Genomic DNA, 19,878 nt, shown 5'->3' on the forward strand with positions numbered 1-19,878 from the left:
CTCCTCAGGCATCGCGCCAGGGCTGCTGCTGCCAGAGCTGGCGCAGCGCCGCAGCTTCGCGGAAGACGATGGCGCGGGTCTCCTCCGGGCTGCGGTAGCGCAGCGGGATGAACAGGCGCTGCGCCTCCGCGATCCAGGCCGGGTCGCGCATGGTGGCGGCGATCACCTCCGCCAGCTTCTCGCGGATCGGCGCCGGGGTCGCGGCGGGCACCACCAGGCTGCGCACCACGCCGGTGTCCAGCGCGTAGCCGGCCTCGCGGAAGGTCGGCACGCCCGGCGTCATCGGGAAGCGATCCGGCCCGGCGGAGGCCAGCGGGCGGACCTGGCCTTCCCGGATCAGCGCCACGCTCTCCCCCATGTTCATCGAGGCGACCTGGATGTGGCCGGCGATCAGCGCCGTCACGGTGGGGGCCTGGCCGGCATAGGGGATGTGGTTCAGGCGGATGCCGGCGGCGCGCGCCAGGCCGATCATCAGCAGGTGGTCGTCCGAGCCGATGCCGGCGGTGCCGACGGCGACCGCGCCGGGATGGGCCTTGGCATGGGCGACGAGGTCCGCGACGCTGCGCCAGGGGCTGCTGGCGGCCACGTGCAGCCCGCCCGGATCCTCCACGATGGTGCCGAGATAGGCGAAATCCTCCAGCTTGTAGCGCGGCTGGCGCTCGATGGTGATGGTCTGCAGGCTGGGGGTGATGATGGTGCCGATGGTGTGGCCATCCGGCTCCGCCGTCGCCGCCACGGTGTAGCCGATCTCGGCCCCGGCGCCGGGGCGGTTGACGATGACGAAGCGCGCGCCCGGCAGGTGCCGCGCGAAGTGCGTGGTCATGGCGCGCAGGTTGATGTCGGTGCCGCCGCCAGGCGGGAAGGGCACGATGATCTGGATCGGGCGGTCGCCGGGGAAGGCGGCTTGCGCCCGCAGCAGGCCGGGGGCGGCGAGCCCGGCCATGCCGGCGCCGAGCCCGCCCAGCAGAAGCCTGCGCGAGGCGGGAATGCCCTTGGTGTTCAGCCGGTCCGTCATTGGCCTGTCCTCCCTTGGTCCTGGTTCGTGACAAATCCCAGGTTGCGGGAAACGTTAGGGAGGCCAGGCGGCCGGTGCAAGCCGCCGGATTCGGCGGGTGATCCAGCCGGAGCAGGATAAGCCCTTCCTATCAGGGCGTTTTATCGGCGTCGGATTGCGGTCCGGCAATGCTCAGCGACGTGCCGGCCCGGCCTCGTTCAGGGCGAGGTTCTGCGCGGCGAGGTCGGCGGTGGCGGAATTGGGGGCCAGCTGGATCGCCCTTTCCCAATCCTCGCGCGCGCCGGTGCTGTCGCCGCGCAATTGGCGGAGGATGCCGCGTTCCAGCAGCGCCTCCGCATTCAGCGGGTCCAGCGCCAGGGCGCGGTCGATGTCGCGCGCCGCCTGCTCCACCTGGTCCAGGTGGCGATGCGCGGCGGCGCGGAAGACCAGCGTCTCCGCCCTGCCGGCCTCGATGCCCAGCGCCCGGTCCAGATCCTGGATGGCTTCCCGGTACCGGCCCAGAATGCCCAGCGCCACGGCGCGGTCCACCAGCAGCTCGTCATCCTCCGGCGCCAGGGTCAGCGCCAGGGTTGCGGCGCCATAGGCCCGGTTGGCGTCGCCCGCCATCAGCCAGGCCTGGGTGGCCTGGGCATAGACCGCGGCGCGGGCCGCGCTGGCGGCTTCCGAGCGGTTGGCCAGCGTCTCCAGCCGCTGCGCTGCGCGTGCCGGCTCGCCCATCGCCAGCAGCGCCAAGGCGTGGCAATGCCGCGCCCCCTCGCCGCCACCCTCCGCCTCCCACGCCGTGGCATGGGCGCGGGCGGCTTCCGGGTCCTGCCGCAGGAGGGCGACGCAGCGTTCGAATTCCGGCCCTTCGGCAAGGCGGTTCGCCGCGCCCGCGGCGACGCCGGCCTGCGCCGTCTGCGCCGCGCGCGGGGCGATCGCCAGCCAGCCGCCCGCGCCCATCACCGCGAGGGCTGCGGCGGCGCAGGCACCGAGAAGGGCGGGGCGGGTCTGGTTTCGCATGCGCGGCGATCCTAACCATCGTCCCTCATCGGCGCCAGTTGCAGGCTGGTGAGCGAAGGGGGGATCGGTGGCGATGCGGATGGTGGTGGCAGGGCTCGGCTATGCCGGGGCGGCGATCGCAGCGGAGGCGGTGGCAGCAGGCTTCGTGGTGGCGGGCACGACGCGGGACCCGGCCCGGGTGCAGGCGCCGCCGGGTGTCGCGGTGCTGCGCTTCGCGGAGGCCGGGGCGGCGATCGCCGCGGCGACGCATCTCGTCGTGACCGCGGCGCCCGATGCGGCGGGCGACCCGGTGCTGGCGCGGCATGGCGCGGCGCTGGCGGCGGCGCCCGGGCTGCGCTGGATCGGCTACCTGTCCACCACGGGCGTCTATGGCGACCGCGCCGGCGGCTGGGTGGAGGAGGCGACGCCGCCGGCGCCGGGCCAGCCGCGCTCCGTCGCCCGGCTGCAGGCGGAAGCTGCCTGGCGGGTGGCGGCCGGGGCGGCCGGGGCGGCGCTGGACCTGTTCCGCGTCGGCGGCATCTACGGCCCCGGCCGGAGCGCGCTGGACGAGTTGCGCGCCGGCACTGCGCGGCGCATCGCCAAGCCTGGCCACGCCTTCAGCCGCATCCACCGCGACGACATCGCGCTGGCCGTGCTCGCGGCCGCGCGCCAGGTGGGCCAGGGGGGAAGGCAAGGGGCGGGGCAGGGCGTGCGGGTGCTGCACCTGGTGGACGATGTGCCGGCGCCGAATGCGGAGGTGGTGGCGGAGGCGGCGCGGCTGCTGGGCGTGGCACCGCCGCCGGCGGTGCCCTTCGAGCAGGCATGCGCGGCGATGTCGCCCATGGCACTGTCCTTCTGGGCGGAGAACCGGCTTGTTGCGAATGCGGCGACCAAGGCGGCGCTGCACCTGGCCTGGCGCCACCCGAGCTACCGCGAGGGCCTGGCCGCGATCCTGGCCGGCGAGGATTGAGGCCGCGTCAGGCGGCGGCGCGCGCCCGCAGCAGCAGCCCCACCGTGCCGAGTTCGGCGATGATGCGGCCGGTGAAGGTCTCCAGCGCCGCCAGCGTCGCCGCGCGCTGCTCGGCGGGGAAGGCGCCGGGCGGGCGCAGCGCCGGCAGCAGCAGCCCGGCGGTGGCCGAGGCCTCCGCCACCAGCGCCGCGCGCCCCGCGGCGATCAGCCCGGAAGCCGCCATCGGCGCCAGCGCGGCGTACAGCGGCGGCAGCACCGCAGGCCACAGGGCCAGGTGCCGGTACAGGCTGGGCACCGCGGCCGCGGCGCCTTCGCCATGCAGCGCGGCGAGCGCCAGCACCTCCGCCCGCGTCGCGGCCTCCAGCACCTCCAGGCGCGGCATGGGCGGGACCGGCGGCAGCATCGCCAGCGGCGCGGCCTGCGGCAGGGCAGGGCCGCCGCCGCAGGGCGCGCCGGTCACCGCCTGGCGTAGCGCCGTCAGCAGTTGCAGGTTGAGGCCGTTGCCGCGGTTGTAGAGCTCCGTCACCGCCATCTGCGCCGGCACCAGCACCGGCAGCACCGCCAGCCCCGGCCCGGCCAGGGCGGCGATGCGCGCTTCCATCCGCGCGGTGCCCTCGCGCAGCGCCTGCGCCTGCGCCACTGGGCGCAGCGCCGCCCAGGCCCAGGGCAGCACCCCGGGAAGGGCGGCGAAATGGCGCCAGATCAGGTTGACCAGCGGAATGCCGAGCGCCTGGCGCAGCGCGCCATAGGTCGCCGCGACCTCGCCGGTTGCATCGGCTTCGAGGATCTCGGGCAGCGCCATGGCAGCGTCCTTGCGGGTCGGGCGATCTGGGTGGGGGCGGTGTCATACCATCGATCGCGATGGCCGCATCGCCCCTCGGCCCAGGATCGCCGAACCCGGCGCCGCCTTCAGTGGCCGAGGCCGCGCATGCGCCCCGCCCGGCCCGGGCGGGGAGGCGCCGCCTGTGGCAACGCCGGACAGCCGCCAGGGCCGGCGCCACCCTGCTCAGTCGAACAGGCCATCGCCACCGAACAGGCCGTCGCCGCCGAACCAGCCGTCGTCGCGCTCGCCATCGTCGCGATAGCCCTCGCCGCGCCTGCGCTCGCGCCGCTCATCCATGCGTCCCTGCTGGTAGCCGCGATCGTAGCGGTCGCGCGCCTCGCGCTCCCGATCCTCGAACCAGCCGCGATCCTCGCGGCGGCCCTCGTTCCAGCCGCGGCTGCCCCGGCCGCGCTCGTCGCGGTCGTTCCAGCCCCGGTTGTTCCAGGCGCGGTCGTCGCGGTCGTTCCTGTCCCGGTCGTTCCAGCCGCGGTCCTGGGCCCAGCCGCGGTTGTCCGGCTGCGCGGCGGCAGGCAGCGCGGCGCCCAGCGTCAGGGCCAGCGCGACGGGCAGCAGGGTGGTGATGATGCGCATGTCGTTCTCCTCCGTTGGGTTGCGGCCACAGCACGTCGTTGTCGAAGGCGCGGCCCCGGTCGGGGCCGCGCCTGGCTGGCTAATCGTTGCCGCTGCCGGAGCCCTCGCTGCTGCCGGACTCCGAGCCGCTGGAGGACTCCGAGTCGCTGGAGGACCCGCCGCCGGAGCCGGCGGGGGAGTCGCTGCCCGAGCCGGTGGCCTCGCCGTTGCCCTGGTTGCCCTGGCCGCTGCTGGCCTGGCCACCACTGCTGCCCTGGCTGCTGCTGCCCTGGCTGCTGCTGCCCTGGCTGCCGCTGGCCTGGCCGCCGCTGCCCTGGCTGCCGCCGCTGGCGCTGTCGCCGCGGATTGCCTGGCGGGCCTGGCGCAGCGCCTGGCGTGCGCCGCGCCGGTCACCCTCGCGCAGCGCCTCCTCGGCCTGCTCGATGGCCATTTCAACCTGCTGGCGGCTGCGCAGCGCGTCGTCCTGGCGCATGGCGCGATCCGCCTGCTCCAGCGCCTGCTGGGCGCGCTGCGTGTCGCCCTGCTGCAGGGCCTGGCGGGCCTGCTGCAACGGCTCCCGCACGTCGCGCAGCATCTGCTGGGTGCGGTCGCGCTCCAGCATCAGGATCAGCAGCCCGGTGTCGCGGCCATCCCGCGTCGAGGCCTGCCGGCTGCCGCCCATCTGGCCGCCCATGCGGTCACCCATCTGGCCGCTCATCTGGCCGCTCATCTGGCCGCTCATCTGGCCGCCCTGCATGCTGCGCCGGCGCTCCGCCTCGCGGCCCATCCGGTAGCCCGCCGCATAGGGGTCGTAGCGGTCCAGCACCGCGCCGGCGCCGCGCTCGCCCTGCCTGCCCTGATCGCCGCCCTGGGCCAGCGCCGGCGCGCCGGTGCCCAGCGCCAGCGCCAGGCCGAGCGCCGGCATCATCATCATCCGCGTGCGTTCCATCTCTGTCTCCCGTGTCCTGTCGTCGCCGTCCGAGGGCGTGGCCTCAGTTGCTGCCGGTGTTCCAGTTGCCGCTGTTCCGATCGCCGGAGGCCTGCGGCTGGCCACGGCCCCCTTCGCCCGCCGGATTCACCCGCGAGCCGGCGGTGTTGCTGCCGACGACCTGCCCGCGCGCCGCCAGCTCCATGGCGCGCGCCGTGCGCCAGCGGGCACGATCCGCCTCGCGGTCCTCCAGCGCCCGGCGGGCGGAGCGGATGGCACCGATGGCCGCACCCGTCGCAGCTTCCCCGGCGCTGCCTTCCGGCACCGCGCGCGTCAGCAGCCGCGTTTCCGCCTGGCCGAGCGCCACCCAGGCCTCGCGCAGATTGCCGCGGTCGATCTGCATGCGGGCATGGTCGAGGAATTCCATCGCAGCGCGCTCGTTGCGCGCCTCCGACATCCCGGAAGACCGGTCACGCCAGCGCCGCTCATCCTCGCGCCCGGCGCGGTAGCCGTCGTCGAAGGCGTCGATGCCCTGGCGGCCGCTGCTGTCGAACCAGGTGTCGCCGCTGTTGCGGCGCGCCATCGGGTCCGGCCCGGGGCCGCCCCAGGGCGCGGACAGGCGCTGATCCTCGCCACGGCGATAGTAGGTGCCCTCGGTGGGGGAGGTCATGAAGCGGCCGCGCTCGCTGATCTCTCCCCGCTGGGCCGCGGCCGGCGCCGGCGCCAGGGCCGTGCCGCCGAGCAGCGCGGCGGCGAGGGTCAGGGTGAGGGCGTTGGTTCGGCTGTGTCGCATGGGATGTTCTCCTGGTGTGAAAGGGGGCGTCAGCGCAGCTCGGCAGGGATGCGCAGCATCGCCTGCTGCGTCTCCAGCAGCGCGTCCTGCATTTCCGCGATCGCCTGGTCGCGGCCATCGCCCGCGGGCTGGCGCGCCAGCGCCTGGATCGCCACGCGGATGTTCTGCGCTGCGGCCAGCAGGCTATCCATCGCGCGGGAACGGTCCGGCACGATGACGGCGCGCTGGAAGGGCACGCCCGGCGGATAGGCATTCGGGATCACGAAGAAGCCTTCCCGCCGGCCGCCGGCCGAGGCCCGATCCGCGCCGGCGCGCGGGCCGGACCGGCTTTCGCGGCCAGCGCTCCCGCCGCCGGAGCGTCGTTCCGCCGCGCGGCCCGCCCGGTAGCCGCGGGCGAATTGCTGCCAGGCCGATTGCTCCCAGCCCGATTGCTCCCAACCCGGCGGACTGCCGGAGGAGGCCCCCCCCGCCTGGCCGCCGCCCTGGCGGGCGCTGTCGCCGCGGGCGGAGCGGGCGTCCTGGTCGCGGATCAGATCGTCGTGCAACTGCCGCAGGTAGCGTTCATAGGCTCGGCGCGCATCGGCGGGGCGGGACGGGCTGGCCATGCCCTGGCCGCGCCAATCCTCCCCCTGGGACGGGCCCTGGGCAAAGGCGCCGGCGGGCAGCGCGCCGCCGGCAAAACCCAGCGCGAGCAGCGCCGGGACGATCAGGTTGCGTTTCATGGCTTGGCTTCCTTCCTGTTCTCGTCGGCCGCTTGCCGGCGTCGCACCTCAACCCCGGGGGCCGCCGGAGGCGCGCTCGCCCCAGCCATGCTCGAGCGCGCCCGGTGGCATGCGCCGCGGTGTCGCGCCGTGGTTGGACCCGGACCCGCCGCGCGGCATCCAGGTGACGGCGTTCTGGGTGTGGATCAGCGCTTCCCGCGCCGCTTCCCGCGCCTGGGCGATGGCCCGCCGCCGGCTTTCGGTGAGGGGGGCCTCCTGCAGCGCGACGAGCGCTTCCCGCAGCAGGATGCGCGCCCGCTCCAGGCGCCGCATCGCCTGGCCCTGCGCAGCTTCGTTCCAGCCTGCGCCAGGACCCTGCCGGCGGCGCTCATCGGCGATGCCGGCACGGAAGCCGGCTTCGAAACGGGCCCGGGTCTCGTCCGACGCGGCACCGCCCTGCGCCAGGGCCGTGCTGCCCAGGCCGAGGCCGACGACGCCGCCCAGCAGCGCCCGCAGGGCGTGCCGCGTTGTCGGGTTTCGCATCTGCTGCCCCTCCTCATCCGCGCCGCCGGGGTGGTGGTGCCCGGCAGGCGGAGCGGCAATTGGGGCAGCGATGCGGCGGGTGGGACTCCGGGCGGCTACCTAGTCGCCTGATCCGGTCAGGCGTTTCGCGAAAGCTGCGGTGCGCGGGCTTCCCAGATCGGCAGGATCTCCGCGCTTGGCATCACGTCGTAGCGGCTGCGCTGCACCAGCAGGGAGGCTTCGTGCAACGCGGGGTCGTGATTGGCGACCGCATCCTCCACCACCACCGGGTAGTAGTCGTAGAAGCCGGCATCGCGCGCGGTGGATTCGACGCAGCCCTGGGTGATGAAGCCGCAGCACACCACGGTGCGGATGCCGTTGACGCGCAGCAGCATGTCGAGGTTGGTGCCGACGAAGGCGGAGCTGCGCCATTTCTGCACCACGATGTCGCTGGCCGTGGGTTGCAGCGCCGGCACGAACTCCGCGCCCCAGCTGCCGGCCAGGCACACCTCCGGCTCCTCCGTGATGCCGTTGCGCACCGTCAGGAAGCGCAGCCAGGCGGGCGAGGTGGAGCGGCCGTTGGGCAGCTTCTGGTTCTGGATGAAGATCACCCGCACGCCGGCGGCGCGCGCGCTGTCCACCAGCCGGGCGCAGGCGCGGATGGCGGCGGGGAAGGTGGACATGTCCTTGCCGGTGCGGGCGAAGATGCCGCCTTCCGCGCAGAAATCATTCTGCGGGTCGATCACCACCAGCGCGGTATGCGCCGGGTCCACCAGTTCCGAGGTTTCGGTGAAGACCTGCTGGTTGTCGATGGTGATCATGGCGTGGCGGTCTCCGGCTTCGGCAGGGTGCGGTGCAGGTGCTCGGCGATGTCGCGCCGCCTGGCCACCCAGACCGCGTCGCCGCGCAGCTTCAGGGCGCGCAGGATGCCCTCCACGGCGCGGAAGCGGGCGGGGCGGCCGCAGATGCGCAGGTGCAGGCCGATATTGAGCAGCTTCGGCACGCCACGCGCGCCTTCCTCGATCAGCTGGTCCATCGCCGCTTCCGCATAGGCCACGAACTGGTCGGGCAGCACGAAGCCGTTCGGGTGGAAGAACTTCATGTCGTTGCAGTCCAGCGCATAGGGCAGCACGAGCATCCCCGAATCCCAATAGGGCAGGTCGTCATCGAAGGCGTTGCTGTCATAGCGGTAGCCATGCTTCGCCAGCAGCGATCGCGTCCAGGCGGAGGCGCTGCCGCGGCAGAAGAAGCCGACCGGCCTTTCGCCCGTCGCGGCCTCGATCGCGGCGCTGCTGCGCAGCAGGGCCGCTTCCTCCTCCGCCTCGGTCGCGTAGTCCGCATGCGGGCGCCAGACCCAGCCATGGTTCGCCGCCTCATGCCCGCGCCGCGTGACCTCCGCCGCCAGCGCCGGCGTGCGTTCCACGGCGCGGCCGCACAGGAAGAAGCTGGCCTTCACCCCGTGGCGGTCGAAGGCGTCCAGGAATCGCGGCAGCCCGGCGCGCAGGCCGTAGCCGAAGATCTGTTCCTGGCCGAGGTCGCGCCGGCCGGGCGGCACCACGCTGATGACCTCGCCGATGCGCTCGTTTTCCGCATCGCCCGCCTCCACCGCCATCTCCGCCCCTTCCTCGTAATTCACCACGAGCGAGACGGCGAGCAGCGCGCCGCCGGGCCAGGCGAGGCGCGGCGGATCGAAGCCATAGCCGACGAGATCACGACGCATGCCCAACTCCCCTGCCGCGCTGCGCGGAAGCAACATCGGCAGCAGCCCGGGAAGCAACCTTCATGCCGCTGGCCCGGAACTTGCAAAGTTTCGCGGCGCAAACGCCTCCAGGAGAGTGTCCATGGGTTTCCTTCCACGCCGCCTTGCCATCGGCCTGTCCGCCGCCGCCCTTGCCCTGGGTCTCGGCGCGCAGGCCCAGGCGCAGGCGCCGATCCCGCTGCGCGTGGCGGGCAATTTCAGCCAGAACACCAAGCATGTGGACGGGGTGGAGCGGCCCTTCTTCGCCGGGCTTGCGGCGGCCAGCGGCACCCCCCTGGCGGTGAACTACAACCCGCTGGACGTGCTCGGCATCCAGGCCGCGGACAGCCTGCGCCTGCTGCGCTCCAACACCTTCGACGTGATGAGCGTGCAGATCGGCATGGTCGCGCGCGACGATCCCTTCTTCGAGGGTCTGGACCTGATCGGCGTCTCCACCACCGTGCCGCAGCTGCGCCAGGCGGTGGAGAGCTACCGGGAAGCCTTCGATGCGCGCCTGCAGCAGCGCTTCGGCGCCAAGGTGATGACGCTGTGGCCCTTCGGCCCGCAGATCATCTACTGCAACGCGCCCATCACCTCGGTCCGCGACCTGCGCGGGCTGAAGGTGCGGTCCTTCACGCCGACCATGTCGGCGCTGCTGCAGAACCTGGGCGCGACCCCGGTGACGCTGCAGTTCAGCGAGGTGTATCCGGCGCTGCAGCGCGGCGTGACCAGCTGCGCCATCACCTCCGCCACCTCCGGCAACACCGGCAACTGGCCGGAAGTGACCACGCACATCCTGCCGCTGGGCCTGTCCGGCGCCGTGCAGGGCCATTTCATGACGCTGGCCGCCTGGCGCCGCTTCTCGCCCGAGCAGCAGGCGGCGCTGACGCGGGAATTCCGCCGCATGGAGGATTCCATGTGGAACCTCGCCAGCAATTCCAACGGCGATGCGCTGTCCTGCTCCACCGGCGGCGCCTGCACGGAACACAAGCCGTTCCGCAACACGCTGGTGGCGGTGAGCGAGGCCGATGCCGCGCTGGTGCGCGATGCGGTGGGCGCGGTGATCCTGCCGACCTGGCGCGACACCTGCAACCGCGTCTGGGCGCAGTGCACCCGGACCTGGAACGGCACGGTGGGCGCCGCGCGCGGCTTCACCATCAATTAGCCCTCAGCCGTGGCAGAGGCACGCCAAAGGCGTGACGGGCGGCCGCTCGGCCGGCGAAGCAGGCCGGCCGCAATGCACGGTGGAGCGTTCAGCCGAAGCGCTCCACCGCGCCCGCGGCGATGCGGAAGGCGGCGGCGAAATCCGCCATCGCCATCGCCTCATCGGGGTTGTGGCTGCCACCCTCGTTGCGGATGAACAGCATGGCGGAGGGCACGCCCTGGCCCGCGAAGGTCACGCAATCATGCCCGCCGCCGGAGGCTATCTGCAGGGTGGGAATGCCGGCCTCCGCCGCCGCGGCCGCCAGCGCCGCGCGCAGCCCGGCATCCATCGCGGCGGGCGGTACGTGCAGCGCCGGGCCGTAGTCGATCTCCACCCGTTGCCGCGCCAGGGCGGACGCCGCCGCCCCGGCCAGCCAGGCTTCGGCGCGCAGCAGCGCGGCGGGCTCCGCGCTGCGGATATCCAGGGTGAAGCGCACCTCGCCCGGCACGCGGGTGGGGGCGTGGCGGGTGGGGTCGGTGAAGAACTCGCCGATGGTGCAGACCAGGTCGGTGCCCGCCGCCTCCTCCGCCGTCCAGAATGCATCCAGCCCGGCCACCAGGCGCGAGGCGGCGATCACGGCGTCGCGACGATGGCGCCGCGGCGCGCCTCCCGCATGGGCATCCTGCCCGATCGCGCGGCAGTTCCGATGCCGCAGCGACCCGCGGATGCCGGTGACGATGCCGGCCGGAACCCCGGCCTCCACCAGCAGCGGCCCCTGTTCGATATGCGGCTCCAGGAACCAGGCGATGCGCGCGGGGTGCAGGCTGGCGCGGCCCTGGCGGATGAAGTCGGGGTCGAAGCCCTCCTCCGCCATGTGCTCGGCGAGCGTCCGGCCGCTGTCGCTGCGCCGAAGGGTGTCGGGAGCCGCCGGCGGCAGCAGGCCGAAGGCGGCGCGGCTGCCCAGGTAGTTGGCGGGGAACCAGACCATCTCCTCCGCCCGGATCGCCAGCACGGTCAGGTCCCGGGCCAGGCGGCGGTCGAGATGGCGCAGCCGCGCCGCCACCGCCAGCCCCATCGCCACCCCCGCCGCGCCATCGAAATTGCCGCCATGCGGCACGCTGTCCGCATGGCTGCCGATGATCCCCGCCGGCAAGGCGCGATCCTCGCCGGGCAGCGTCATGGACAGGGTGCCGATCGGGTCCACCGCCACCTCCAGCCCCAGGCTTTCCGCGGCCTCCCGCGCCAGGCGGTGGGCCAGGCGCTCGCCTTCGCCGTAGGAGGCGCGGGTGACGCCGGGGTCGTCCAGGCTGCCGGCGCGGATCGCATCGAGGTAGCCGGCGGCCAGGGCAAGCGCTGCGGCTTCGGCATCAACTGGGTTCATGGAGATCTCCGATGAGCGGAACGGGCACCATCCTGACGGCCGAGGCGCTGATCGTCGGAGCCGCCGACAGCCGGGCGCGGGAAGGGCAGGGGGTGCTGGTGGAAGGTGGGCGCATCGCCGCCATCGGCCCGGCGGCGACGCTGGCCGAAAGGGCGCCGGGCGCGGCGCGGCTGCACCTGGCGGGCTGCATGCTGATGCCGGGGCTGGTGAACGCGCACCAGCACGGGCGCGGGCTGACGCAGCTGCAGCTCGGCTTCCCGGACATGATCCTGGAGGCCTGGCAGACCACCAAGCGCCGGCGCGGCTGGCTGGATCCGGCGGCGATGGTGCCGCTCGCGGCGATGCAGATGCTGGCCTCCGGCGTCACCGCCACCATCCACGCCAACAGCACCTGGGGCGAGGCCGGGCGGCAGCCGGACGATCTGGCGCGCACCATTGCGGCCTATGACGCGGCGGGGGTGCGCGCCCTGGTGGGCATCGGCGCGCAGGACCGTGCCGGCCTGGTCTTCCCGGCAGAGGCCCAGCCCGGCTTCGTCGACGGCCTGCCGACGGCGCTGCAGGCGCTGGTCGGGCAGGCCGATCCGCCGGTCTTCGCGGCGACGGCGGCGGAAGCGGCGGCGCTGTTCGACGATCTGGCGGCACGCCTGCCCGCGCATGGCCGGCTCCGCCTGGCCTTCGCGCCGGCCGGCCCGCAATGGGTCAGCGACGCGCTGTTCGCCGGGCTGGCGCAGGCGGCACGGTCGCGCGGCGCGCCGATCCACCTGCATGCGCTGGAAAGCGTGGCGCAGGCCGCCGCCGCGCGCGCCCTGTACCCTGAAGGCACGCTGGCGCGGCTGGAACGCCTGGGCGTGCTCGGCCCCGTCACCTCGCTCGCCCATGCGGCGCATCTGACGCCGGGCGATGTGGCGGTGGCGGCGGCAACCGGCACCCTGCTGGTGCGCAACCCGGCGAGCAACCTCCGCCTCGGCTGCGGCACCGCGCCGCTGGCGGCCTATTGGGCGGCGGGGGTGCGGGTGGCGGTGGGGACAGACTGCCAGACCATGGATGACGACGAGGATCTGTGGAAGGAGCTGCGCCTGGCCGCGCGGCTGGCCACCGAGCCCGCCTGGCACGGCGCCGGCCCGGCCGATGCTGAGACGCTGCTGGCGATGGCCACCGGCATGGGCGCCGCGGCGATGGGGCTGCAAGGGCAGGTGGGCGCGCTGGCGCCGGGGCTGGCGGCGGACATCATCGCCGTGGACCTGGCGCGGGTGCGCGGCGCCTATGCCGATCCTTCCGTGCCGCTGCTGGACCTGCTGCTGGCGCGGGCCGATGCGCGGGATGTGCGGCTGACCATGGTGGATGGCCGCGTGCTGTACCGGGAAGGCCGCTTCCCGCATCTCGACCCTGCCGCCATCGCCGCCGCTGCGGCGGAAGCCGCCGCCCGCGCCCGCGCGCCCTGGACGCCGGGGCGGGAGGAAGCGGTGGCCGGGCTCGTCGCCGCCGTGCGCGACCACTACCTGGCCCGCGAGGTCTAGGGCCTGTCGACAGTTGGGCAGCGGGCGCGTCCGGCGGTGCTTTTCCGCGCCGGGTGCGTCAGCCATGCTCGCCGATGGATAGCCATCGGCTGCGCTGCCCTCCTGCCCAGCACCAAGAATCCCGCGCCGGCCGCATCCCGGCCCCACCTTTCCAAAGGCCCTAGTCGAAGGCCAGTCCCGGCAGCCAAAGCACCAGCCCCGGGAAGGCGATCAGCACCAGGATCAGCAGCACCATCACGCCGAGGAAGGGCAGCGTGCCCTGGATGACCTCGCCGACGGAGCCGCCATTGCGCACCCCCTGCACGACATAAAGGTTCATCCCCACCGGCGGCGTGATCAGCGCGATCTCGCACATGATGACCAGGAAGATGCCGAACCATACCGGGTCGATGCCCAGGGCGACGACGATGGGGAAGACGATGGGGATGGTGCCCACCATCATCGACAGCGTCTCCAGGAAGCAGCCGATGATGAGGTAGAAGACGAACAGCACGAACAGGATGCCGATAGGCCCGACGCCGAGCGCGGTGACGAAGGCGGACAGCGCCTGCGGCACGCCCAGGATGCCCAGCACGAAGTTCAGGTAGAAGGCCGCCGCCACGATCAGCAGGATCATGGAGCTGACGGTCACCGTCGTCTCGAAGCAGGCATGCAGCATGGAGAGTTTGAAGCGGCCGGAGAACAGCGCCAGCAGGAAGGCCGCCATCACGCCCACCGCGGCACTTTCCGTGGGCGTCGCCCAGCCGGCATAGATGCTGCCCATCACCGCGACGAACAGCCCGACCGGCGCCGCCAGCCCACCCAGCGCGCGGATGCGCTCGCCCAGGGGAAGCCGCGGCTCGCTGCGCCCGGCCAGCGCCGGCCGCCACAGGCACATCAGCGCGATCAGCGCCATGAACATCGCCGTCAGCAGCAGCCCGGGGATCACCCCCGCCGCATAGAGTCGGCCGACGGAGGTGTTGGTCATCGCGCCATAGATGATCATGTTGATCGAGGGCGGGATCAGGATGCCCAGCGTGGCGCCGGCGGCGATGGTGCCCAGCACCAGGCGCGGGTCGTAGCGGCGGTCCGCGAAGGTCGGCATGGCCACCGTGCCGATGGTGGCCGCGGTGGCGACGGAGGAGCCGGAGACGGCCGCGAACAGCGCGCAGGCGCCGATATTGGTGTGCAGGAGCCCACCCGGCAGCGGCCCCAGCCAGGCGGCCAGCGCCTTGTACATGCGGTCCGTCGCGCCGCCCTTCACCAGCAATTCGCCCAGCAGCACGAAGAGCGGCACGGCCAGCAGGGTGAAGCTGTCCGTCGCGCCCCAGAGCTGCGTGCCCAGCGCGTTGATCACCGGCGCGCCCAGGTACAAATCGGCGCCGAGCAGGGCAACGGCGCCCATCGCCACCGCCACCGGCAGCCCGGCGAACAGCATGGCGAGCATCAGCCCGAAGCCGATCGCGGCCTCCGCCACCCCGAAGCCGGTCATCGTGCGGCACCCCGGCCGGTCTCGGCGGCGATCTCCTCGTCCACCGTGGGCGGGCCGTACCAGGCGTTGATCTGGCGCAGGCGGAAGCGGGCGAGCAGGAAAAGCGCGTGCAGCGCCAGCAGCGTCGCCACGACGCCGAACACGGCGAGCCCCGCGAACCAGACGCCCTGCGGGATCCACAGCGGCACCTGCAGCGGGCTGGTGGACACGGACATGAATTCGATGCTCTCGGCCATCTCCGCCCAGCCACGGCTGGCGGCAAACACGGCGAAGGCGGCGATGGCAACGGCCGCCACCACATGCGCCACCGCGCGCGGCAGGGCGCCGAGGTGCGACAGGAACAGGTCGATGCGGGTGTGCCGGCGGACCAGCAGCGTATGGGCGAAGCCGAAGGCGACCAGCCCCGCCAGGGTGTAGCCGCCGATCTCGTCCGTGCCCTGCAGCGACACCCCGAAATAGCGCCGCGCCACCAGGTCGGCGCAGACCAGCGCGCTGTAGCCCAGCAGCCACCAGCCGCAGAGCAGGCTGAAGAAGCGCGTGGCCGGCAGCAGCCGCGCGGCCACGGGGTTGGCGCCAAGGGAAGCGGGTGAGGGACTCGGGGGCATGGACACCGTGCGGCTGGGTTTTGCCGCGGGCGAAGCAACATCGGTGCCACGCCATGGCGGGGATGGGCCTTAGGGTTGCAGCGCCGCCAGCATCGCCTGCGTCACCTCGGGCAGGGGGCCCTTGGCGATGCTGGCCGCCGCATGGTCCAGCTCCGCCACGCTGGTGGTGCCGACCAGCGCCGTGGCGATGCCGGGCAGGCCGATCACGAAGCGCAGCGCCAGCTCCACCAGCCCTGCCGCATGGCCATCCTGCACCAGCGGCAGCAGCCGCCGCGCGAAGGCCACATCCGCCGCATAGCTGGCGCCGGAGCCGATCGGGCTCAGCGTCGGGGCGGCGTGGACGCCGCGCACCTCGCTGCCGCTGAGCGCGCCGCCGGCCAGCACCCGGATCGCCATGACACCGACATCGGCGGCCGCCGCGTGGCCGATCACCTGGCCGAGATCGGGCATGGCGGAACCGGCCGGCAGCGGCGCCACGCCGCTCGGGTTCAGCAGGTTGCAGGGCATCTGCGCCGTGGCGAAGCCGCCCTCCTCCAGCACCTGGCGCAGGGCCGGCGCCTCGCCGATGCCGGTCAGCCCGTACCAGCGGATGCGGCCCTGCTGCACCAGGCGTTGCAGCGCCGGCACCGCCTGGTCGAGGATCTGCGCCGGGGTGAAGGCCGGCACCTCGCCCACCCGGGTGACCGGGTTGTGCAGTTGCAGCAGGTCCACGCTGTCGCGGCCCAGCCGCTGCAGGCTTGCCTCCAGCGAGCGCGCGATGGTGGCGGCGATGGTGCCACGCTCCGCCGGCTGGATGCGCACCTTGGTGCCGATGGCGGGGCTGGCGCGCAGGCTGCGCAGCGCGCGGCCCAGATTGCGTTCGGAGGCGCCGTCGCCATAGGCCGGCGCGGTGTCGAAATAGGTGATGCCATGGTCCAGCGCGCGGCCGATCGCCTGGTCCTGCTCCGCCGCGCTGCCGCGCACCATCAGCCCGCCGATGGCGCCGCAGCCATAGCCGAGCACGGAGACCGAAAGCCCCGTCCGCCCCAGGCGCCGCTGCTCCATGTTCCGGGTTCCTCCCTGGCCGAGCCGCCGCGGCCGGCGGGATGCTGCATGGGCGACCCCGCCACCACAAGACTAGGTAGCCGCCCGGAGTTGGGTGCCTCGCCCGGCCCCACATGTCCCCACCCTGGACGCGGTGCCCGCGCCCGAACGGGAGACCAGGATGCGAGAGACCCGCCCCGCCATCACCCTGTTGCCCCCCCTCGCGCTGCTGCTGGCGGCCACGCTGCCGCCGGCGCAGGCCCAGCCGCAGGGCTGCCGGGCGGAGGTGGAGGCGCTGATCCGCGCGGTGGAGAAGGACGCCGCCTGGCCCCGGGTGGAGGCCGCCTTCACCAAGCGCAGCGGCCGCGCCCTGGTGCTGGCGCTGCGCGGCGACGAGGACGGCTGCCTCGCCCTGCTGGCGGAAAGCCGGCAATTGCTGGCCGCGGAGGGCATCGCCCCCGTGCCGCCGGCGCCATTGCTCGCCACCCCGCCCGGCCCGGCCACGATCTACCGCTTCGGCGCCGAGGCGGACGGGACGACGCGCCGCTACACCCCCGCCGCGCCGCCGGCCGGCCGGGTGCTGGACCTGACGGAGCGCGACCGCGTGGCGAATCCCGGCGCCGGCCCGGCGGCGGCGGTGCTGGTGGCGGAAGTGGGCTTCGGCTTCGACGAATCCCGCCTGACGTCCGACGCCGAGGCGCGGCTGCGGCAGGTGGCGGAGACCGCCTCCCGCCTGCGCAACCCGCTCGTGCTGCTGACCGGCCATGCCGATACCTTCGGCAATGCGGACTACAATCTGCGCCTGTCCGCCCGCCGGGTGGCGGCGGTGCGCGCGGCGCTGCGCCGGCTCGGCGTGCCGGAAGACGCCCTCCGCAGCCGCGAGGAAGGCGAGGCGCGGCCGGAGGTTCGGCGCGGCGACGGGGTGCGGGAAGCCGCCAATCGCCGCGTCGAGATCCGCGTGCTCGATGGTGGCTAGGCGGCTGCTGCTGCTGGTGCTGGGCCTGGCGGGCTGCGCGGTGGGGCCGGACCATGCGCGGCCGCCGCCGCCTTCGGTCGCCGACTACACGCTGGGCGGCCCGGTTCTGGGCACCGTGGCCGCACCCGGCCCGGCCGGCGCGGCACAGCACTTCCGCCATGGCGCGGCGGTGCCGGAGGCCTGGTGGCGCATCTTCGGCTCCGCCACGCTGGACGCGCTGGTGCAGGATGGCACCGGCAACCTGGAATTGCGGGCGGCGCTGGCGCGGCTGCGCCAGGCGCAGGCGCTGCTGCGCGCCGCCGGCGGCGCGCTGTTCCCCGCGGTCGACCTGGAAGCCGCCGCCACGCGGCAGCGTCCCGGCGGCGGCAGCCTGTCCTCGGGTGCCGCCGCCGGGGGCGGCGGGCCGCAGGTGTTTGACGTGGTGACCGCCGCCGGCACCGTCAGCTACCGGCTGGACCTGTTCGGCCGCGCCCGGCGCGCCATGGAAGCGCAGGCGGCGGAGACGGCGCAGGCTCTGTGGGCGCTGCAGGCGGCGCGGCTTTCGGTGGCCAACAACATCGTCGCCTCCGCCCTGGCGCAGGCCCGGCTGCGCGGCCGGATCGCGGCGCGGCAGGCGTTGATCGCGGCGCAGCAGCGCCAGATCGGGCTGATCCGCGCGCGCGTCGGCGCCGGCGCGGCCTCCGACGCCGCGCTGGTCTCGGCGCAGGCGGAACTGGCGGAGATCCGCGCGCCGCTGCCGCGCCTGGCGCAGGAATTGGCGGTGGCGCAGCACCGGCTGGCAGTGCTTGTGGGCCGGCCGCCGGGCCTCTTCGCGCCGCCGGCGCTGCAGCTGGGGGATCTGCGCCTGCCGGTGGCACTGCCGGTGGTGCTGCCCGCGGCCCTGGTGCGGCGGCGACCGGACATCCTGGCGGCGGAGGCGGCGCTGCAGGCGGCCAGCGCGCGGATCGGCGTGGCGACGGCCGGGCTCTATCCGGATGTGACGCTGGATGCCAGCTACGGGCTGGGCTCGGCCGCGCCGCGCGGGGCGGGGCTGGCCTTCAGCCCGTTCTGGAGCCTCGGTGCCTCCCTGTTGCAGCCGCTGTTCCGGGGCGGCCGGCTGCGGGCGGAACGCGATGCGGCGATCGCGGCCTTCGAGGCGGCAGAGGCCGATTATCGCGCGACGGTGCTGGGTGCCTTCGCCGAGGTGGCGAATGCGCTGCGCGCCCTGCAGAACGATGCGGCGGCGCTGCGCGCGGCGCGGGAAGCGGTGCAGGCGGCGCGCCGCAGCCTCGAACTCGCCCAGCTGCGCTACGAGGCCGGGGCGACGGACTTCACCGCCGTGCTGGTGGCGCGGCAGCAATTCCAGCGGGCCCTGCTGAACGAGGTGGATGCCGTCGCCGGCCGCTTCCAGGACACCACGGCGCTGTTCGCGGCGCTCGGCGGCGGCGTGGCGGAGGCACCGCTGGCGCTGGCGGAGGCCGGGCGATGAGCGCCCTGGCGCCGCGCCACTGGCGCTGGTGGCTGCTGGGCGCGGTGCTGCTGCTGGTGGCGGTGGCGGCGGTGCTGCTGCTGCGCGCGCCGGCCCCTGGCGGCACGGGCGGGGCGCCGCTGCCCGTGGTTGCCGCGGCGCCGGTGCAGGTCGTCGAATGGCGCAGCCGCCTGCGCGCGACAGGCACCCTGCAGGCGGTGCAGGGCGTGGAAGTGACCACCGATACGCCGGGCATCGTCAGCGCCATCCATTTCGACAGTGGCGACCGCGTGGAGGCCGGCGCACGGCTGGTGGCACTGGAGGCGGAGGCCGCCAGCGCGCAGGTGCAGAGCATCGAGGCGCAGCTTTCCCAGGCCCGTGCCGACCTCGGCCGCAGCCGGCGCCTGCTGCGCCGCGGCGCGGTGGCGGAGGCGGAGGCGGAGCAGGCCGCGACCGCGGTGCGGCGGCTGGAGGCGGAGCTGCGCGCGCAGCAGGCTCGGCTGTCCGACACCCGCATCCTGGCCCCCTTCGCCGGCGAGCTGGGGCTGCGGCGCGTCGATCTCGGGCAGTTCCTGGCGGCCGGGCAGGCGGTGACGACGTTGCAGCAGATCGCCCCCATCCACCTGGATTTCAGCCTGCCGGAGGGCAACCTGCCGCTGCTCTCGGTGGGGCTGCCGGTGGAGGTGACGGTGCAGGCCTGGCCGGACCGCGTCTTCGAGGGCCGGCTGGCCGCGATCAGCCCGGCGGTGGAAGCGGCGACGCGCAGCCTGCGCCTGCAGGCCATCCTGCCCAATGATGCGCGGCTGCTGCGGCCGGGGATGTTCGCCGCCGCCACGGTGCTGCTGACCGACCGGCGCCGCGTGGTGGCGCTGCCGGTCTCGGCGGTGACCTACAACCCCTATGGCGACGCGGTATTCGTGGTGCAGCCGCCCGCTGCGGCGGATCAGCCGGACCCGGCGGGGTCGGAGCCGCCCGGCTGGCTCGCCCAGGCCGGCGCCGCCCTGCGCGGCCTGTTCGCGGGCGGCGAGGAGGCGCCACCGGAGCGGGAGGAGCAGCCCGAGGGGGAGGAAGCCGCCGTCCGCCGCAGCTTCGTCGCGCTGGGGGAGCGGCGCGGCGGGCTGGTGGAGGTGCTGCGCGGCGTCGGCGCGGAAGACCGCGTGGTGACCGCCGGGCAGATCAAGATCTCCGACGGCCAGCGCGTCCGCATCGCGGCGGAGGCGGCGGTGGACCAGCCGCCGGCCGAAGCCGCCGTCAGCCGGGCGAGCCGCTGAAC

Annotated in this window: 20 protein-coding genes; 6 read left to right on the forward strand and 14 right to left on the reverse strand. The window is 74.3% G+C overall.

Going from position 1 to position 19,878, the window contains the following annotated elements; all coding sequences use genetic code 11:
- Positions 1 to 4: 4 nt before the first annotated feature.
- Together HEQ75_RS02515 and HEQ75_RS02520 are read right to left on the reverse strand one after the other, a co-directional pair.
- Positions 5 to 1,015, reverse strand: a complete 1,011-nt coding sequence (locus HEQ75_RS02515; RefSeq protein ID WP_168027335.1) for a tripartite tricarboxylate transporter substrate binding protein — start codon at positions 1,013 to 1,015, stop codon at positions 5 to 7.
- Between the two features lie 171 nt (positions 1,016 to 1,186).
- The gene (locus HEQ75_RS02520; protein ID WP_168027336.1) at positions 1,187 to 2,017 is read right to left on the reverse strand and encodes a tetratricopeptide repeat protein; all 831 of its coding nucleotides are present in this window, start codon (positions 2,015 to 2,017) and stop codon (positions 1,187 to 1,189) included.
- 73 nt (positions 2,018 to 2,090) lie between these two features.
- On the opposite strand from HEQ75_RS02520, the gene HEQ75_RS02525 reads away from it, so the two are divergent.
- Complete coding sequence (locus HEQ75_RS02525; protein WP_209318315.1) at positions 2,091 to 2,966, forward strand: Rossmann-fold NAD(P)-binding domain-containing protein; 876 nt, start codon at positions 2,091 to 2,093, stop codon at positions 2,964 to 2,966.
- A gap of 7 nt (positions 2,967 to 2,973) precedes the next feature.
- Here the strand turns inward: HEQ75_RS02525 and HEQ75_RS02530 are convergent, their stop codons facing one another.
- From HEQ75_RS02530 to HEQ75_RS02565, 8 genes are all read right to left on the reverse strand, one after another.
- Positions 2,974 to 3,768, reverse strand: coding sequence for a hypothetical protein (locus HEQ75_RS02530; protein ID WP_168027338.1), 795 nt, complete (start codon positions 3,766 to 3,768; stop codon positions 2,974 to 2,976).
- A 204-nt stretch (positions 3,769 to 3,972) separates the two neighbouring features.
- Entirely contained in the window at positions 3,973 to 4,380 is a 408-nt protein-coding gene (locus HEQ75_RS02535; protein ID WP_168027339.1) for a hypothetical protein, read from the reverse strand.
- A 79-nt stretch (positions 4,381 to 4,459) separates the two neighbouring features.
- On the reverse strand, positions 4,460 to 5,308 hold the full coding sequence (locus HEQ75_RS02540) for a hypothetical protein (protein WP_168027340.1): 849 nt from the start codon (positions 5,306 to 5,308) through the stop codon (positions 4,460 to 4,462).
- Between the two features lie 43 nt (positions 5,309 to 5,351).
- The gene (locus HEQ75_RS02545; RefSeq protein ID WP_168027341.1) at positions 5,352 to 6,080 is read right to left on the reverse strand and encodes a hypothetical protein; all 729 of its coding nucleotides are present in this window, start codon (positions 6,078 to 6,080) and stop codon (positions 5,352 to 5,354) included.
- 29 nt (positions 6,081 to 6,109) lie between these two features.
- A complete protein-coding gene (locus tag HEQ75_RS02550) occupies positions 6,110 to 6,802 on the reverse strand; it encodes a hypothetical protein (protein WP_168027342.1) in 693 nt (230 codons plus the stop codon).
- A 48-nt stretch (positions 6,803 to 6,850) separates the two neighbouring features.
- The gene (locus tag HEQ75_RS02555; protein WP_168027343.1) at positions 6,851 to 7,324 is read right to left on the reverse strand and encodes a hypothetical protein; all 474 of its coding nucleotides are present in this window, start codon (positions 7,322 to 7,324) and stop codon (positions 6,851 to 6,853) included.
- Between the two features lie 116 nt (positions 7,325 to 7,440).
- Complete coding sequence (locus HEQ75_RS02560; RefSeq protein ID WP_168027344.1) at positions 7,441 to 8,124, reverse strand: cysteine hydrolase family protein; 684 nt, start codon at positions 8,122 to 8,124, stop codon at positions 7,441 to 7,443.
- Positions 8,121 to 9,023, reverse strand: a complete 903-nt coding sequence (locus tag HEQ75_RS02565; protein ID WP_168027345.1) for a polysaccharide deacetylase family protein — start codon at positions 9,021 to 9,023, stop codon at positions 8,121 to 8,123. Before HEQ75_RS02565 ends, HEQ75_RS02560 begins: the two co-directional genes overlap by 4 nt.
- A gap of 121 nt (positions 9,024 to 9,144) precedes the next feature.
- Here HEQ75_RS02565 and HEQ75_RS02570 point away from each other — a divergent pair, with 121 nt between their 5' ends.
- Positions 9,145 to 10,206, forward strand: a complete 1,062-nt coding sequence (locus HEQ75_RS02570) for a TRAP transporter substrate-binding protein (protein WP_168027346.1) — start codon at positions 9,145 to 9,147, stop codon at positions 10,204 to 10,206.
- An 88-nt stretch (positions 10,207 to 10,294) separates the two neighbouring features.
- On the opposite strand, the gene HEQ75_RS02575 is transcribed toward HEQ75_RS02570, so the two are convergent.
- Positions 10,295 to 11,566, reverse strand: coding sequence for a hydantoinase/carbamoylase family amidase (locus HEQ75_RS02575; RefSeq protein ID WP_168027347.1), 1,272 nt, complete (start codon positions 11,564 to 11,566; stop codon positions 10,295 to 10,297).
- Positions 11,567 to 11,577: 11 nt separating this feature from the next.
- Between HEQ75_RS02575 and HEQ75_RS02580 the strand changes: the two genes are divergently transcribed.
- Complete coding sequence (locus HEQ75_RS02580) at positions 11,578 to 13,083, forward strand: amidohydrolase family protein (RefSeq protein ID WP_168027348.1); 1,506 nt, start codon at positions 11,578 to 11,580, stop codon at positions 13,081 to 13,083.
- Between the two features lie 160 nt (positions 13,084 to 13,243).
- On the opposite strand, the gene HEQ75_RS02585 is transcribed toward HEQ75_RS02580, so the two are convergent.
- The 3 genes from HEQ75_RS02585 to HEQ75_RS02595 form a co-directional block, all read right to left on the reverse strand.
- Positions 13,244 to 14,554: a TRAP transporter large permease gene (locus HEQ75_RS02585; RefSeq protein WP_168027349.1), complete on the reverse strand. Its 1,311-nt coding sequence runs from the start codon at positions 14,552 to 14,554 to the stop codon at positions 13,244 to 13,246.
- Positions 14,551 to 15,159 (reverse strand): TRAP transporter small permease subunit, encoded by a 609-nt coding sequence (locus HEQ75_RS02590; protein WP_168027350.1) that lies wholly within the window; start codon positions 15,157 to 15,159, stop codon positions 14,551 to 14,553. Before HEQ75_RS02590 ends, HEQ75_RS02585 begins: the two co-directional genes overlap by 4 nt.
- Positions 15,160 to 15,228: 69 nt before the next feature.
- Positions 15,229 to 16,203: an aldo/keto reductase gene (locus HEQ75_RS02595; RefSeq protein WP_168027351.1), complete on the reverse strand. Its 975-nt coding sequence runs from the start codon at positions 16,201 to 16,203 to the stop codon at positions 15,229 to 15,231.
- Between the two features lie 160 nt (positions 16,204 to 16,363).
- On the opposite strand from HEQ75_RS02595, the gene HEQ75_RS02600 reads away from it, so the two are divergent.
- From HEQ75_RS02600 to HEQ75_RS02610, 3 genes are read left to right on the forward strand one after another with little or no spacing between them, the layout of a single operon-like run.
- Entirely contained in the window at positions 16,364 to 17,158 is a 795-nt protein-coding gene (locus tag HEQ75_RS02600) for an OmpA family protein (RefSeq protein ID WP_168027352.1), read from the forward strand.
- A complete protein-coding gene (locus HEQ75_RS02605; RefSeq protein ID WP_168027353.1) occupies positions 17,148 to 18,626 on the forward strand; it encodes an efflux transporter outer membrane subunit in 1,479 nt (492 codons plus the stop codon). Before HEQ75_RS02600 ends, HEQ75_RS02605 begins: the two co-directional genes overlap by 11 nt.
- Positions 18,623 to 19,876, forward strand: coding sequence for an efflux RND transporter periplasmic adaptor subunit (locus tag HEQ75_RS02610; RefSeq protein ID WP_168027354.1), 1,254 nt, complete (start codon positions 18,623 to 18,625; stop codon positions 19,874 to 19,876). The genes HEQ75_RS02605 and HEQ75_RS02610 overlap by 4 nt, the downstream gene beginning before the upstream one ends.
- Positions 19,877 to 19,878: the final 2 nt, after the last annotated feature.

The sequence above is a fragment of the Falsiroseomonas selenitidurans genome (assembly GCF_012103215.1).
In the GTDB taxonomy this organism is placed as follows: Bacteria; Pseudomonadota; Alphaproteobacteria; order Acetobacterales; family Acetobacteraceae; genus Falsiroseomonas; species Falsiroseomonas selenitidurans.

Coding starts and splice junctions, on each gene's coding strand:
- HEQ75_RS02570 (WP_168027346.1), top strand. CDS start 9,145: ATGGGTTTCCTTCCACGCCGCCTTGCCATCGGCCTGTCCGCCGCCGCC.
- HEQ75_RS02585 (WP_168027349.1), bottom strand. CDS start 14,554: ATGACCGGCTTCGGGGTGGCGGAGGCCGCGATCGGCTTCGGGCTGATG.
- HEQ75_RS02595 (WP_168027351.1), bottom strand. CDS start 16,203: ATGGAGCAGCGGCGCCTGGGGCGGACGGGGCTTTCGGTCTCCGTGCTC.
- HEQ75_RS02540 (WP_168027340.1), bottom strand. CDS start 5,308: ATGGAACGCACGCGGATGATGATGATGCCGGCGCTCGGCCTGGCGCTG.
- HEQ75_RS02560 (WP_168027344.1), bottom strand. CDS start 8,124: ATGATCACCATCGACAACCAGCAGGTCTTCACCGAAACCTCGGAACTG.
- HEQ75_RS02605 (WP_168027353.1), top strand. CDS start 17,148: ATGGTGGCTAGGCGGCTGCTGCTGCTGGTGCTGGGCCTGGCGGGCTGC.
- HEQ75_RS02525 (WP_209318315.1), top strand. CDS start 2,091: ATGCGGATGGTGGTGGCAGGGCTCGGCTATGCCGGGGCGGCGATCGCA.
- HEQ75_RS02520 (WP_168027336.1), bottom strand. CDS start 2,017: ATGCGAAACCAGACCCGCCCCGCCCTTCTCGGTGCCTGCGCCGCCGCA.
- HEQ75_RS02545 (WP_168027341.1), bottom strand. CDS start 6,080: ATGCGACACAGCCGAACCAACGCCCTCACCCTGACCCTCGCCGCCGCG.
- HEQ75_RS02575 (WP_168027347.1), bottom strand. CDS start 11,566: ATGAACCCAGTTGATGCCGAAGCCGCAGCGCTTGCCCTGGCCGCCGGC.
- HEQ75_RS02565 (WP_168027345.1), bottom strand. CDS start 9,023: ATGCGTCGTGATCTCGTCGGCTATGGCTTCGATCCGCCGCGCCTCGCC.
- HEQ75_RS02550 (WP_168027342.1), bottom strand. CDS start 6,802: ATGAAACGCAACCTGATCGTCCCGGCGCTGCTCGCGCTGGGTTTTGCC.
- HEQ75_RS02580 (WP_168027348.1), top strand. CDS start 11,578: ATGAGCGGAACGGGCACCATCCTGACGGCCGAGGCGCTGATCGTCGGA.
- HEQ75_RS02555 (WP_168027343.1), bottom strand. CDS start 7,324: ATGCGAAACCCGACAACGCGGCACGCCCTGCGGGCGCTGCTGGGCGGC.
- HEQ75_RS02610 (WP_168027354.1), top strand. CDS start 18,623: ATGAGCGCCCTGGCGCCGCGCCACTGGCGCTGGTGGCTGCTGGGCGCG.
- HEQ75_RS02515 (WP_168027335.1), bottom strand. CDS start 1,015: ATGACGGACCGGCTGAACACCAAGGGCATTCCCGCCTCGCGCAGGCTT.
- HEQ75_RS02530 (WP_168027338.1), bottom strand. CDS start 3,768: ATGGCGCTGCCCGAGATCCTCGAAGCCGATGCAACCGGCGAGGTCGCG.
- HEQ75_RS02535 (WP_168027339.1), bottom strand. CDS start 4,380: ATGCGCATCATCACCACCCTGCTGCCCGTCGCGCTGGCCCTGACGCTG.
- HEQ75_RS02590 (WP_168027350.1), bottom strand. CDS start 15,159: ATGCCCCCGAGTCCCTCACCCGCTTCCCTTGGCGCCAACCCCGTGGCC.
- HEQ75_RS02600 (WP_168027352.1), top strand. CDS start 16,364: ATGCGAGAGACCCGCCCCGCCATCACCCTGTTGCCCCCCCTCGCGCTG.